This is a genomic window from Pseudomonas sp. RW409 (assembly GCF_003184125.1).
GTDB lineage: Bacteria > Pseudomonadota > Gammaproteobacteria > Pseudomonadales > Pseudomonadaceae > Aquipseudomonas > Aquipseudomonas chlororaphis_I.
In genome coordinates, this window is the sequence record NZ_QHHP01000033.1 from 369,126 (window position 1) to 382,527 (window position 13,402).

Annotated in this window: 11 protein-coding genes; 9 read left to right on the forward strand and 2 right to left on the reverse strand. The window is 65.2% G+C overall.

From position 1 onward, the window contains the following. The first annotated feature begins 94 nt into the window (after nt 1–94). The 3 genes from pcaQ (at nt 95) to pcaG (ending at nt 2,463) form a co-directional block, all read left to right on the forward strand. Nucleotides 95–1,024 carry a pca operon transcription factor PcaQ gene (gene pcaQ / locus DK261_RS14920; protein ID WP_009045756.1) on the forward strand — a complete coding sequence of 310 codons (930 nt, stop codon included), beginning with the start codon at nt 95–97 and terminating at the stop codon, nt 1,022–1,024. 103 nt (nt 1,025–1,127) lie between these two features. After that, nucleotides 1,128–1,847, forward strand: coding sequence for a protocatechuate 3,4-dioxygenase subunit beta (gene pcaH, locus DK261_RS14925; RefSeq protein ID WP_009050995.1), 720 nt, complete (start codon nt 1,128–1,130; stop codon nt 1,845–1,847). Between the two features lie 10 nt (nt 1,848–1,857). Next, nucleotides 1,858–2,463, forward strand: a complete 606-nt coding sequence (pcaG, locus tag DK261_RS14930) for a protocatechuate 3,4-dioxygenase subunit alpha (RefSeq protein ID WP_041987357.1) — start codon at nt 1,858–1,860, stop codon at nt 2,461–2,463. A 210-nt stretch (nt 2,464–2,673) separates the two neighbouring features. Here the strand turns inward: pcaG and DK261_RS14935 are convergent, their stop codons facing one another. Further along, nucleotides 2,674–4,401, reverse strand: a complete 1,728-nt coding sequence (locus tag DK261_RS14935) for an FAD-dependent oxidoreductase (protein ID WP_110175902.1) — start codon at nt 4,399–4,401, stop codon at nt 2,674–2,676. Between the two features lie 209 nt (nt 4,402–4,610). On the opposite strand from DK261_RS14935, the gene DK261_RS14940 reads away from it, so the two are divergent. The 4 genes from DK261_RS14940 (at nt 4,611) to DK261_RS14955 (ending at nt 8,614) form a co-directional block, all read left to right on the forward strand. Next, a complete protein-coding gene (locus DK261_RS14940; protein ID WP_110175903.1) occupies nt 4,611–5,387 on the forward strand; it encodes an IclR family transcriptional regulator in 777 nt (258 codons plus the stop codon). A gap of 338 nt (nt 5,388–5,725) precedes the next feature. Beyond that, complete coding sequence (locus DK261_RS14945) at nt 5,726–6,781, forward strand: Gfo/Idh/MocA family protein (RefSeq protein ID WP_103330748.1); 1,056 nt, start codon at nt 5,726–5,728, stop codon at nt 6,779–6,781. Nucleotides 6,782–6,783: 2 nt separating this feature from the next. Then, the gene (locus DK261_RS14950) at nt 6,784–7,599 is read left to right on the forward strand and encodes a sugar phosphate isomerase/epimerase (protein WP_029526816.1); all 816 of its coding nucleotides are present in this window, start codon (nt 6,784–6,786) and stop codon (nt 7,597–7,599) included. A gap of 136 nt (nt 7,600–7,735) precedes the next feature. Next, a complete protein-coding gene (locus tag DK261_RS14955; RefSeq protein ID WP_016703719.1) occupies nt 7,736–8,614 on the forward strand; it encodes a DMT family transporter in 879 nt (292 codons plus the stop codon). A gap of 110 nt (nt 8,615–8,724) precedes the next feature. Here DK261_RS14955 and DK261_RS14960 read toward each other — a convergent pair whose 3' ends face one another. Next, nucleotides 8,725–10,062 carry an MFS transporter gene (locus DK261_RS14960; RefSeq protein WP_009050988.1) on the reverse strand — a complete coding sequence of 446 codons (1,338 nt, stop codon included), beginning with the start codon at nt 10,060–10,062 and terminating at the stop codon, nt 8,725–8,727. 649 nt (nt 10,063–10,711) lie between these two features. On the opposite strand from DK261_RS14960, the gene quiC reads away from it, so the two are divergent. Together quiC and DK261_RS14970 are read left to right on the forward strand one after the other, a co-directional pair. After that, nucleotides 10,712–12,619, forward strand: a complete 1,908-nt coding sequence (gene quiC / locus DK261_RS14965; RefSeq protein ID WP_009050987.1) for a 3-dehydroshikimate dehydratase QuiC — start codon at nt 10,712–10,714, stop codon at nt 12,617–12,619. A gap of 104 nt (nt 12,620–12,723) precedes the next feature. Then, nucleotides 12,724–13,401, forward strand: coding sequence for a TetR/AcrR family transcriptional regulator (locus DK261_RS14970; protein WP_009050986.1), 678 nt, complete (start codon nt 12,724–12,726; stop codon nt 13,399–13,401). Nucleotide 13,402 lies beyond the last annotated feature (1 nt).

A 13,402-nucleotide genomic window follows, 5' to 3' on the forward strand; every position in this document is an offset into this window, starting at 1 on the left:
AGGGCCGACGCCAGTCCGATCGTCAGCCTTTTGCATGCACGCTACCATTGCCCGCAGCCGCATCGATTCTGTCGCGACACAGCCGGGGCCTCCTTTGAACATCGATACCCGCATCAAATTCCGTCACCTCGTATGTTTTCTTGAAATGTCTCGCCAGGGCAGCCTGGCGCGGGCGGCGGATGTGCTCGCGGTGAGCCAGCCGGCGATGTCGAAAACCCTCAAGGAACTGGAGGAACTGCTCGACACCCGGCTGTTCGCCCGAAGCAAGGCGGGGCTCAGCCTGACGGAGGCCGGCATGGCTTTTCTGCGTTACGCCGGGCCCTCGGTGCAGGCCCTGCGCGAGGGGGTCAACACTTTGCGCGGCGGTGAATATGCCGCCGGGGTGGTGCGCCTGGGTGTGCTCTCGACCGCCGAAAGCCTGCTGCTGCCGGAAGTGGTGCGGCGCCTGCACGAACGGCATTCGGCGCTGGTGGTGAGCGTGGTCACCGGCCCCAGCGCCTACCTGCTGTCGCAGTTGCGGGTCGGCGATGTCGACCTGGTGGTCGGGCGCATGACGGACAGCCCGCAGATCCAGGGCCTGAGCTTCGAGCATCTGTACAGCGAGTCCATGACCCTGGTGGCGCGCCCCGATCATCCGTTGCTGCACGGACCGCTGGATCGGCATGCGCTGGAGCAGTACCCGCTGGTGTTGCCGCTGGCCGGCACCACCATCCGCAAGTTCGCCGACAGCCTGTTCGTGCAGTGCGGCATCAGCCAGTCGCGGCAGCGCCTGGAAACCCTCTCGGTGGCCTTGAGCCGGCGCTATGCGCTGTCCAGCGATGCGCTGTGGATCGCCCCGCTGGACGCGGTGCGCCTGGACCTGGCCAACGGCGAGCTGCGCGAGATCGACCTGGGGCAGCGCGAGCCGGGCGGCTCGGTGGGCATCTCCAGCAATGCCAGCCTGCCGCTGTCGCTGGCGGCGCAGTGGTGCGTCGAGGTGCTGCGGGAAGTCGGGCAGGCCTATCGCGAGGGGCGTTATCCATAACCTTTTGGTTATGTTCTTGAAGGGCCTTTTCAATAGTCGTCGGGTTGCCGTTGTTTGAAACTGCGCGGGCTGCGCTCCATAAATCAAACAACAGGAGACCGACATGTCTGATGCAGACAGCAGTCGTTTCGTTATCCGTGACCGTAATTGGCATCCCAAGGCCCTGACTCCCGACTACAAGACCTCCGTGGCCCGTTCGCCGCGCCAGGCGCTGGTGAGCATCCCGCAATCGCTGAGCGAAACCAGCGGCCCCGATTTCTCCCATCTGAAGACCGGACGTTTCGATAACGACCTGCTGCTCAACTTCAATAACGGCGGCTTGCCGGTGGGCGAGCGAATCATCGTCGCCGGCCGGGTTTGCGATCAGTACGGCCAGCCGATTCCCCACACCCTGGTGGAGATGTGGCAGGCCAACGCCGGTGGCCGCTACCGGCACAAGAACGACCGCTACCTGGCGCCCCTGGACCCGAACTTCGGCGGCGTCGGCCGGGCCTTGACCGACCGTGACGGCTACTACAGTTTCCGCACCATCAAGCCCGGCCCTTACCCGTGGCGCAACGGCCCGAACGACTGGCGCCCGGCGCATATCCACTTCTCCATCAGCGGGCCGTCGATCGCCACGCGGTTGATCACCCAGCTGTATTTCGAGGGCGATCCGCTGATCCCGCTGTGCCCGATCGTCAAGTCGATCGCCAACCCGGAAGCGGTGCAGAGCCTGATCGCGCGCCTGGACATGAGCAGCGCCAACCCGATGGACTGCCTGGCCTATCGCTTCGACATTGTGTTGCGCGGCCAGCGCAAGACCCACTTCGAAAATTGCTGAGGAGCCTGCCATGCCTATCCAATTGCTGCCTGAAACCCCCTCGCAAACGGCCGGCCCTTATGTGCACATCGGCCTGGCGCTGGCCGCCGCGGGCAACCCGACCCGCAGCGACGAGATCTGGAACCGGATGGCCGGGCCCGACGCCCAGGGGGAAAAGATCCTGCTGATCGGCCATGTGTATGACGGCAACGGCCACCTGGTGCGCGACTCGTTCCTCGAGTTCTGGCAAGCCAACCATGAGGGTGTCTACGACCCGCTGTTCGATTCGGAGAAAGCCTTCAACAGCTTCGGGCGCACGGCCACCACCTTCGATGCCGGTGAGTGGACGCTGCACACCATCAAGCCGGGCGTGGTGAAGAATGCCGCCGGGGTGCCGATGGCGCCGCACATCAACGTGGCGCTGTTCGCCCGGGGGGTCAACATCCACCTGCACACCCGCCTGTATTTCGCCGACGAGCCGGAAGCCAACGCCGCCTGCCCGGTGCTGAACCTGATCGAGCAGCCGCAACGGCGCGACACCCTGCTGGCGCACCCCTGCGAAGTGGACGGGCAGCGGGCGTATCGCTTCGATATCCGCATCCAGGGGGAAGGGGAGACGGTGTTTTTCGATTTCTGATCGGCCATCCTCGACCGCTCTCCCGGGGCGGTCTGGTCTGCCGCATCGGCCGGTTTGCGTCTCCTGCGCAGCCGATCGCAGCCTCGCGGGGCTCGGCAGCGGCTACAGGGATTCCACGCTTCCTGTAGCCGCTGGCGCAGCCTGCGATAAGGTCCGCAGGACCTTCCTGCGATCTCAGGAACCACGCCCTTTTCAAGCTTGATTGCAGCCTTATTCGTAAGCGCTGGCCCCGGCGATTTGCCGACCGGCGATGTAGCCGAAGGTCAGCGCCGGGCCGAGATTGATACCGCCGGCGGGGTAGTGGCCGCCCATGATGCTGGCCATGTCGCTGCCGGCGGCGTACAGACCGGCGATGGCCTGGCCCTGGGCGTTGAGCACCTGGGCGTGGGGGTTGACCTTGAGCCCGGCGAAGGTGCCGAAGCATCCCGGTTGGACCTTCACCGCGTAGAACGGCCCCTGTTCGATGGGCGCCACGCACGGGTTGGGTTGCTGGCGCGGGTCGCCCTGCTTGCGGTTGTAGGGCGTCGAACCCCGACCGAACTGCGGGTCCTGGCCTTGTCGGGCATGCCGGTTGTATTCCGCCAGGGTGGCGCGCAGGCCGTCCGCATCGATGCCGCAGGCCTGGGCCAGCTCCTTGATGCTCTTGCCGCGTTTCAGGTAGCCGCTGCGGATAAAGGGCGCCAGCGGCACCGGGAAGGGCCGGGAGATGCCCAGGCCATAGCGGCGCTGGAAGCCGTGGCTGCAGATCAGCCACGACGCCACTTCTTCACCCTCGGGCGCCGCCGCGACCATCGCCCGCACATAGTCGTAGTAACCGTCGGCTTCGTTGACGAAGCGCTGGCCGTTGCGCAGGACGCCGATGATCCCCGGTTTGCCGCGCTCGATGATGTGCGGGAAGTGCCCGCGGCTGCCGTCCTTGTAGGGCACCGCGGAGACCGGGGCCCAGGCCACGGGGGATGCCATGTCGGTATCGACCCGGGCACCGACGCTTTCCCCCAGGCGCAAGCCGTCGCCCGAGACTGCCAATGGCGGCAGGGCCAGATGCTCGTGGCCGGTGGGCGTGCGCGGGAACAGCGCCTTGCGCCGTTCGATGTCGTTGGGGAAACCGCCGGCCGCCAGCACCACCGCCTTGCGGGCGCGGATACGAATGGCCCCCCGGGTGGCGCTGCTGACAATCGCCCCGGTTACCGCGTCGCCGTCGCGCAGCAGCTCGGTGACCGGTGCCGATTCCCAGAGCAGCACGCCCAGGTCCTGCGCCGACTTGGCCAGGCGCGCCACCAGCGCCACGCCATTGACCAGTTGCAGGGCGCGGCGGTGAGTGACGAGGTCGCGCAGGTGGCGGCCGAAGCGCTTGCTCACGTGCCAGGCCGCCGGCAGCGAACGGCTCAGGTTGAGGAAGGCCGCAAGGTCGGCGCCGGCCATGATCGGCATGCCCATGAACGAGGTTTCGCGCAGGGTCTTGCGCAGGCGCTTGAGCAGCGTGCCGACCTCGCGCCCATCGTAGGGCGCGGCGATCACCGAGCGTCCGCCGGTGCCAGCGCCTGGCGTATCGCCGTGGATATCGGCGATGGCGTTGCCGTCGGCGAATTGCAGGGCGGTATGGCGCTCGAAGAACGACACCATGCGCGGGCCGGCTTCGAGGAAGGCGTCGATCATTGCTGGCTGGTAGCGTTCGCCCAGTTCGTGTTTCAGGTAGGTGCGTGGCAGTTCCACGTCCTCGACTATGCCGGCCCGTCGCGCCAGCGGGTTGCACGGCACCCAGGCCCAGCCGCCGGACCAGGCGGTGGCGCCGCCAAACACCGGGTCTTTCTCCACCACTATGACCTTCAGGCCATGCCAGGCCGCGGTCACGGCCGCCGAAAGGCCGGCGGCGCCGGAGCCGACGACCAGCACGTCGCAATCGATATCGGGGTGGTGCAGGGAGGCGGTGGCAGGCATGGAAGAAGCAACTCCGTTAAACGAACAGTTATTATTTTTGGAACTTGATTCCAAAAAATATACGGAGTCGAATAGTCGGCAGCAAGGCGAGGGCAGGATCATCTGCGCCGTGCCGAGGTTTTTATGGGCGGTTATCGAACGATGCCGCGGTGTGTTTCCCATTGCGCCGGTTGTCACTAGAATCGGCCAAATTTCGTCTGGACCCGACCATGGCCGGCAGTCAAATCGAGCGCGTCTTCAGCGTTCTGGAAAGTCTTACCAGCGACCCCCGCGGCCTGCCGATGCAGACCCTGGCCGAGCAACTGGACATCCCCAAAAGCGCCACCCACCGGCTGCTGGCGGAGCTGATCCGCCTGGGCTACGTGCGCCAGAACCCGGACAGCCTGCGTTATCACCTGTCGACCAAGCTGGTGGCGATGGGCTTTCGCTACCTGTCCAGCAGCGGCGCGGATATCGTCCAGCCGGTGCTCGACCGTCTGGCCCAGGAAACCGGCGAACTGGTGCGCCTCGGGGTGATCGAGGACGAGCGCCAGACCTGGATCGCCAAGTCCCAGGGCGCCCGTTCCGGGTTGCGCTACGACCCCGACATGGGGCGCGAGGCGCCGCTGTTCTACACCGCTTCCGGGCACGCCTGGCTGGCCTGCCTGAGCGATGCCGAGGCCTTGTCGCTGGTGGAGCGCCAGGCCGCCGAGATTCCCGCGGGCCTGGGCCCGAACGCGCCGCGCTCGAACATCGAACTGCTCGAACGCCTGCGCCTGGCCCGGGAACAGGGTTATGCCTGGGTCGAGGAAAGTTCGGCGGTGGGCACCTCGGCGGTGGCCGCGGTGGTGCGTCATCCGGTCGATGGCCGGGTGGTCGGGGTGCTGAGCATCGCCGGCCCGAGCGCGCGCATGCCGCTGGCGCGCCTGCATGAACTGGCGCCGCTGCTGTTGAAGTTTGCCGATGAGCTTTCGGCTGCCAGCCAGGCTTCCGAGCTTTTCAGCTGAATCTGCAGAATTTCCTGTAGCCGCTGCCGAAGGCTGCGATCGGCCGCGCAGCGGCCGTGAAACTACCTGCCGAGTCTAGCCAGGCACACTGCGATGGCAGGCTTTGCGTCTCCTGCGGAGCCGTTCGCAGCCTCGCGCTGCTCGGCAGCGGCTACAGGGGCTGTGCGTTTTCCTGTAGCCGCTGGCGTAGGCAGCGATACGCAGGGCCTTCACGATCTCAAGTCTTAAAGCTGTTCGCTGATCGGACACTATTTTGTTTTGCTCTTGTGTGAAAGTGGAACCGAGTTCTAAATATTTGAAATCTCGCGTTCCGATAACAATCACAAGAGGATCCCGCCTTGGACTCGCCTTTGCGCATTGCCCTGATCGGCGCCGGCAACATGGGCCAGCAGCATTACCAGCACCTCAAGACCCTGACCGAAGCCACACTCTGCGCCGTGGCCGATCCCGGCCCGCAAGCCGCCGGGATCGCCGCGCAGTGGCAGGTGGCGCATTACCCCGACTATCGACAGATGCTCGACCAGGCCTGCCCCGACGCGGTGATAGTCGCCAACCCGAACAACCTGCATGTCAGCACCGCCCTGGATTGCCTGGCGGCCGGGGTGCCGGTGTTGCTGGAGAAACCGGTCGGCGTGCACCTGGATGAAGCGCGTGAACTGGTGGCCGCCGTGAAAAACAGCGGCGTGTCGGTGCTGGTGGGCCATCACCGGCGCCACAACCCGCTGATCGTCCGCGCCCATGCGCTGGTGCAGGGCGGGGCATTGGGCCGGCTGACCACGGTCACCGCGCTCTGGCAATTGCAGAAGCCCGACAGCTATTTCGAGATTCCCTGGCGCCGTGAGCCCGGTGCCGGGATGCTACTGACCAATCTGATTCACGACCTCGACCTGCTGCGCCACCTGTGCGGTGAGGTGCATCAGGTGCAGGCCGTCACCAGCAATGCGGTGCGTGGTTTCGCCAACGAGGATTGCGCCGCCGTCCTGCTGCAATTCGCCAACGGCGCCCTGGGCAGCCTGATCGGTTCCGACGCAGTGGCGGCGCCCTGGAGCTGGGAGCTGGATTCCGGCGAGAACCCGGTGTACCCGCGCCAGGCCGACCAGCCGTGCTACCTGCTGGCCGGCACCGCTGGCGCCCTGAGCATTCCGCAACTCAAGCGCTGGCATTACGCCGAGGCCGGTGCCGGCTGGCATCAGCCGTTGCTGGCGGTCGAGGAACCTTTCACCGCCGCCGAAGCCCTGCGCCTGCAGTTGCAGCATTTCGTCAAAGTGGCGCGGCGCGAGGTCGAGCCGCTGGTCAGCGTGGCCGATGCGGCGCGGACCCTGGCGCTGATCGAGGCGATCCGCGAAGCGGCGGCGACCGGTCGCGCCTGCGCCCCGGCGCTGATCGAGGGATGAACATGAGCGAACGCATTCTTTCCCTGGCCAGCCTCACGGTGCTGGAGATCTCGCCGCCGCAGATGGTCGAGGTGGCGGCCCGCGCCGGTTACAGCCACGTCGGTTTGCGCCTGGTGCCGGCGACGCCGCAGGAGCATCACTTTGCCCTGGTGGCCGATGCCGAGCTGCGCCGGCAGACCCTCAGCCGCCTGCGCGACACCGGCATTTGCGTGCTGGATGTGGAGATCCTGCGGCTCAAACCGCAAACCCGGGTCGCGGATTTCGAAGCGGTACTGGCGGTCGGCGCCGAGTTCGGTGCCAGCGAGCTGCTGGTGGCCGGCAACGACCCCGACGAGGCGCGCATGACCGAGCGCTTCGCCGAACTTTGCGACCTGGCGTCGATCTACGGCTTGCACCCGCACCTGGAGTTCATGCCCTGGACCGATGCGCGCGATCTGCAACAGGCGGTGCGGGTGGTGGAGAACGCCGGTCGCGACAACGCCGCGGTGCTGGTGGACGCATTCCACTTCGATCGCTCGGCCTCGCGCCTGGAGGATCTGGCAAAGGTCGCACCGTCACGGCTGCGTTATGCCCAGCTGTGCGACGTGGCCGGCCCGCGCCCGGACGATATGCAGGAGATCCTGCGTCAGGCCCGCAACGAGCGGCGTTTCCCCGGGGATGGCGATTGCGACCTGGCGGGGCTCTTGCATTGCCTGCCGGCCAACCTGCCGTTGAGCCTGGAGATTCCCACGGTGAAATTGCTCGAGCAGGGCGTCGGCGCCCTGGAGCGGGCGCAGATGGCGTTGGACAAGACCCGGGCGTTGTTGGCCCGGCTTTAGTTGATCGCCCTGATGGCCCTATCGCGGGCAAGAACTGGGCGTCCCCCCTGCTCCTACAGACGGTGTTGACCGTAGGAGCGAGGCTTGCCCGCGAAGCTGTTTCTACAAACAAACCCTATCTTGAGAGAGCCCGCGGATGACCCTCAGCACACCCCTTTCCGGTGTCAACCAGCCCTTCAAGGGCATCCTGCTGGTCGTCGTGGCGACCTTCCTGTTCGCCAGTCACGACGCCCTGTCGAAATACCTTTCGGGGTTCTATCCGATCGTGATGGTGGTCTGGGCCCGCTACCTGGTTCATACCCTGCTGATGGCCGGGATCTTCCTGCCGCAATCGGGCCTGCGGGTGTTACGCACCAAGCGGCCGTTGCTGCAGCTGGCGCGGGCCTTGTGCCTGCTCAGCACCAGCCTGCTGTTCACCTCGGCGCTGCTGTTTATCCCGCTGGCCGAAGCCACCGCGGTCAACTTCCTGGCGCCGGTGCTGGTCACCGCATTGTCGGTGCCGCTGCTGGGCGAGCGGGTCACGAAGGGCCAGTGGCTGGCGGTGATCTGCGGTTTTATCGGGGTGCTGATCATCGTTCACCCGGGTGGCGACCTGTTCACCCCGGCGGTGCTGCTGCCTTTCTGCTCGGCGCTGTTTTTCTGCTTTTACCAACTGCTGACCCGCAAGCTCGCCGAGCACGACAGCCCGACCACCAGCAACTTCTTCGCCGGCCTGTGCAACACCCTGGTGATGAGTGCGCTGGTGCCGTTCTTCTGGCAGGTGCCGAGCGTTATCCATGGCGTGCTGATGCTGGCGCTGGGGGCCTGCGGCATGACCGCCCACCTGTTCCTGACCCAGGCATTCCGCCACGCGGCACCGGCGCTGCTGGCGCCCTTCGGCTATTGCCAGATCGTCTTCGCCGGGCTGCTGGGTTGGTTGTTGTTCAGCCATACGCCGCAGCCGATCACCCAGCTGGGCATCGCGGTGATCTGCCTCAGCGGCCTGGCGGCTGCCTGGCAACAACGCCAGCGCTGAGCGGCATTCGTAACGGGGCGTCAGTTGCCGGCGTTGGGCGGCATCGACCGAGAGAAGAGGGCGGCGGAGAAAAAAAGCAGGCCCGGAACCGGGCCTGCGAGAGGAAAGTGTCAGTCTTCCACTTTCGGAATCTTGCGGGGGGCCATGAAGTACATCCAGGTCAGGGCGATGAAGTACATCGCCGGGATCAGGGTGAACAACACGGTGTAGTTGTTGTTGGTGACGGTCAGGATATGGCCCACCAGCTGGGTCATGAACATGCCGCCGATGGCCGCGCACATGCCGCCGAACCCGAACACCGTGCTCATCATGTGCTTGGGCGTGTAGTCCATCACCAGGCTCCAGATGTTGGCGGTCCAGGCCTGGTGCGCGCCGATGGCCAGGGAGATGGCGAACACCGCCAGCCACAGATTGCTGGCGCCCGCGGCCATGATCACACCGACGATGCAGCAGGCGAACAGCAGCATGGACATCAGGCGCGCCTTGATCGGGTTGACGCCGCGGCCGATCAGGAACGACGAGAGGATGCCACCGCCGACGCTGCCGAAGTCGGCGGTCAGGTAGATGATGATCAGCGGGATACCCATCTGGGTCACGTTGATACCCAGGTTGTACTGCTGGTTGAGGAACGGCGGCAGCCAGTACAGGTAGAACCAGAACACCGGCGCGGTGATCGAGTAGGCCAGGGCGAAGGCCCAGGTGCCGCGCATGCGCAGGATGCGCGAGAAAGGCACGCGGGTCTGTTCCGGTTCGACTTCTTTCTGGATGTACTCAAGCTCGGACTGTTTGACGCTCGGGTGATCTTCCGGGTTGAAGTACTTCAGGCCCCAGAACAGCAGCCAGATACCGCCCAGCGCGGCCATGCACAGGAACGCCGCCTGCCAGCCCCAGGCGTGCAGGATCAACGGCAGCAGCATCGGGGTGAACATGGCGCCGACGTTGGTCCCGGCGTTGAAGATGCCGGTGGCCACCGCGCGTTCGCCGGCCGGGAACCACAGGCGCGTGGTCTTCACGCAGGCCGGGTAGTTGGCGGCCTCGGTCAATCCGAGGATGAAGCGGCAGACCATGAAGCCTGCGGCCGAGGTGGCCAGGCCGTGGGCGCCGGTGGCCAGGCTCCAGAGCAGCACGGCGAAGAAGAACACGCGCTTGACGCCGACCCGGTCGATCAACCGTCCTTGCAGGACGAAACCGACGGCGTAGCCGACCTGGAACCAGAAGTTGATGTTGGCGTAGTCCATCGCCGTCCAGCTCATTTCCTTGGCCAGGATCGGCTGCATCACACCCAGGGCGGCGCGGTCGATGTAGTTCAGGGTGGTGGCGAAGAACACCAGGGCGAGCATGCCCCAGCGGGTCTTGCCGACCGCCATGGCGCCGCGGATCTTGTCGCCGATGCCGCCGGAGGCGGTGCCGAGGCTCGGGGCCATGCGGGAGCTTTGAGAAGGAATCATGTATGCCATCCGTTCAATGACTGACGAGGGACAACTCGTCGGGACTCAAGGGCGCGTGATCGATCGTCGGCTGGGCGGCCGGGCCGCGGGTGAACTCGATGATCGATCGGCTGAGTGCTTTGCTCGACGCGCACCGGGCGCGACGATTGAAAGCGGTCGGGTCAGCGTGCAAGCACGGTTCAGCCCAGGGGCCGTAGTGTGTCCGTCTGAAGGCGGCTGTTGGAAGTCTGGCCAGGTGAAAGCCGGAGGACCGGGCAGAGAGGTGTGGCGTTGAGTGCAAGCATGAGGGTGTACCCGATTTTTGAAATTTTTATGGTGTGTTCTGGGTCTTTGGCGATTGAAGCCGGCGGTTCGGTGCCGGCTCAATGTGCTGTCGATGGTGCGCAGTGGACGAAAAGTCGTCAATTCGCCAACGGCCATTTTGTTCGATAATCGCACGAAAAACTAACTGGTTCGTACACTTTGAATTGCTGTCTGTAATGCCCGGCTCAATAATCCGCCCCATCCAATAACAAACGTGCACCTGTAGCCGCTGCCGCAGGCTGCGATCGTCCGCGAAGCGGGCACGGGATCTTCAGTGCGCTGGAGGACCTGCGGCAGCGGCTACAGGCACGGCGCCCGATCTGTGGTCATTACCGGGAGTTGAAACATGCAGCGTTCCATTGCCACCGTCTCCTTGAGCGGTACCCTGCCGGAAAAGCTCGAAGCCATTGCCGCCGCCGGTTTCGACGGCGTGGAGATTTTCGAGAACGACCTGCTCTACTACGACGGCAGCCCCCGGGAAATCCGCCAGATGTGCGCGGACCTGGGCATCGCCATCACCCTGTTCCAACCCTTTCGCGACTTCGAAGGCTGCCGCCGCGACCGCCTGCAACGCAACCTGGAACGTGCCGAGCGCAAGTTCGACCTGATGCAGGAACTGGGCACCGACCTGGTGCTGGTGTGCAGCAATGCCGCCGCCGACAGTGTCGGCGACCGGCAGATCCTGGTGGACGACCTGCGCCTGCTGGCCGAGCGCGCCGGCAGCCGTGGCCTGCGGATCGGCTACGAAGCCCTGGCCTGGGGCCGGCACGTCAATACTTATCAACAGGTCTGGGACATCGTTCGCGAGGCCGACCATCCAAGCCTCGGTGTGCTGCTCGACAGCTTCCACACCCTGTCGCTCAAGGGCGACCCGGCGGCGATCGCCGAGATCCCGGGGGACAAGATCTTCTTCGTGCAGATGGCCGACGCGCCGATCCTGGCCATGGACGTGCTGGAGTGGAGCCGGCATTTTCGCTGCTTCCCGGGGCAGGGCGATTTCGACCTGCCGGGGTTCCTCGCGCCGATCATCAAGAGCGGCTACACCGGGCCTTTGTCCCTGGAGATCTTCAACGACGGTTTCCGCGCCGCGCCACCTCGGGCCAACGCCGCGGACGGCCTGCGTTCGCTGCTGTACCTCGAGGAGAAGACCCGCCAGCGCCTGGCGCAGGAAGCCACGCCGGTGGCCAATATTGATACGCTGTTCGCGCCGCCGCCGGCCAGTGAATACGGCGGCACCGAGTTTCTCGAGTTCGCCGTGGACGAAGCGCTGGGCGCCAAGCTCGGCGGCTGGCTGGAACGCCTGGGGTTTGCCAAGGCCGGCCAGCATCGCTCGAAGAACGTCAGCCTGATGCGCCAGGGCGATATCAATCTGATCCTCAACTCCGAACCTTATTCCTTTGCCCACAGCTTCTTCGAAGCCCACGGCCCCTCGGTGTGCGCCACGGCGATCCGGGTCAAGGACAGCGCCAAGGCGCTGGAGCGCGCGGTGGCCTACAAGGGCCAGCCGTACCGCGGGCTGGTGGGCCCCAACGAACTGGAACTGGCCGCGGTGCGCGAGCTGGATGGCAGCCTGATCTACCTGGTGGATCAGGAGCAGGGCGGGAACCTGTACGACACCGATTTCAATATGCTCCCCGGGGTCGTGGCCAAGGGCGGCCTCAAGCGCATCGACCACATGGCCATGGCGCTGCCGGCCGACAACCTCGACAGCTGGGTGCTGTTCTACAAGAGCCTGCTGGATTTCACCGCCGACGACGAAGTGGTGCTGCCCGATCCCTACGGGCTGGTGAAGAGCCGGGCGCTGCGCAGCCGTTGCAGCACCATCCGTCTGCCGCTGAACATTTCCGAGAACCGCAAGACCGCGATCTCCCATGCGCTGTCCAGTTATGGCGGCTCGGGCGTGCATCACATCGCCTTCGATTGCGACGACATCTTTGCCGAAGTCAGCCGGGCCAAGGAGGCGGGCGTGCCGCTGCTGGACATCCCGCTGAACTACTACGACGACCTGGCGGCGCGCTTCGATTTCGACGACGAGTTCCTCAGCGAGCTGGCCTACTACAACGTGCTCTATGACCGCGATGCCCAGGGCGGCGAGCTGTTCCACGTCTACACCGAACCGTTCGAGGGGCGCTTCTTCTTCGAGATCATCCAGCGCAAGAATGGCTACGTCGGTTATGGCGCGGCGAACGTCGCGGTGCGCCTGGCGGCCATGGCCAAGTCGCGCAGTGGCGGGGTGCGACAGGCCAAGTTGTAGGAGTTTCGTAACGGCGGCGGCAAAGGGCCGCCGTCCTGCTTTCCTTCGCTGCGCGACGCGGCCCATAATCGCCCGCGTGTGCAGCGATGGCCGTGAGCCCCAGAATGACAATGACCACAGAACTCTCCGTAGCGCCCGAGCAGTCCGTGAACGAGCCGCGCAAGAGTCGCAAGAACAACCCGGAAAAGACCCGCGAGAACATTCTGCAAGAAGCCATTGTGGAGTTTGTGCAGCAGGGCCTGTCCGGCGCTCGGGTGGATGCCATCGCCGAGCGCATCCACACCTCCAAGCGCATGATCTATTACTACTTCGGCAGCAAGGAGCAGCTGTACGTCGAGGTGCTGGAGAAGCTCTACGGCGATATCCGCAGCACCGAGAGCCGCCTGCACCTGGCGGAGCTGGCGCCGCGCGATGCGATTCGCCGGCTGGTGGAGTTCACCTTCGATCACCATGATCGCAACGTCGATTTCGTGCGCATCGTCAGCATCGAGAACATCCACAACGCCGAGTACGTGAAGCGTTCCGAGGCGATCAAGGCGATGAACAACACCATCCTCCATGCCCTGGGCGAGATCCTGCAGCGCGGGGTCGACGAGGGCGTGTTCCGCGCCGGCCTGGACGCTCTGGATGTGCACTTGCTGATCAGTTCGTTCTGCTTCTACCGCGTCTCCAACCGCCACACCTTCGGCGAGATCTTCCAGATCGACCTGCCCGACGAGGCGATCAAGCAGCGTCACCGCGAGATGATCTGCGAGTCGGTGCTGCGTTACTTGCAGGCCTGAT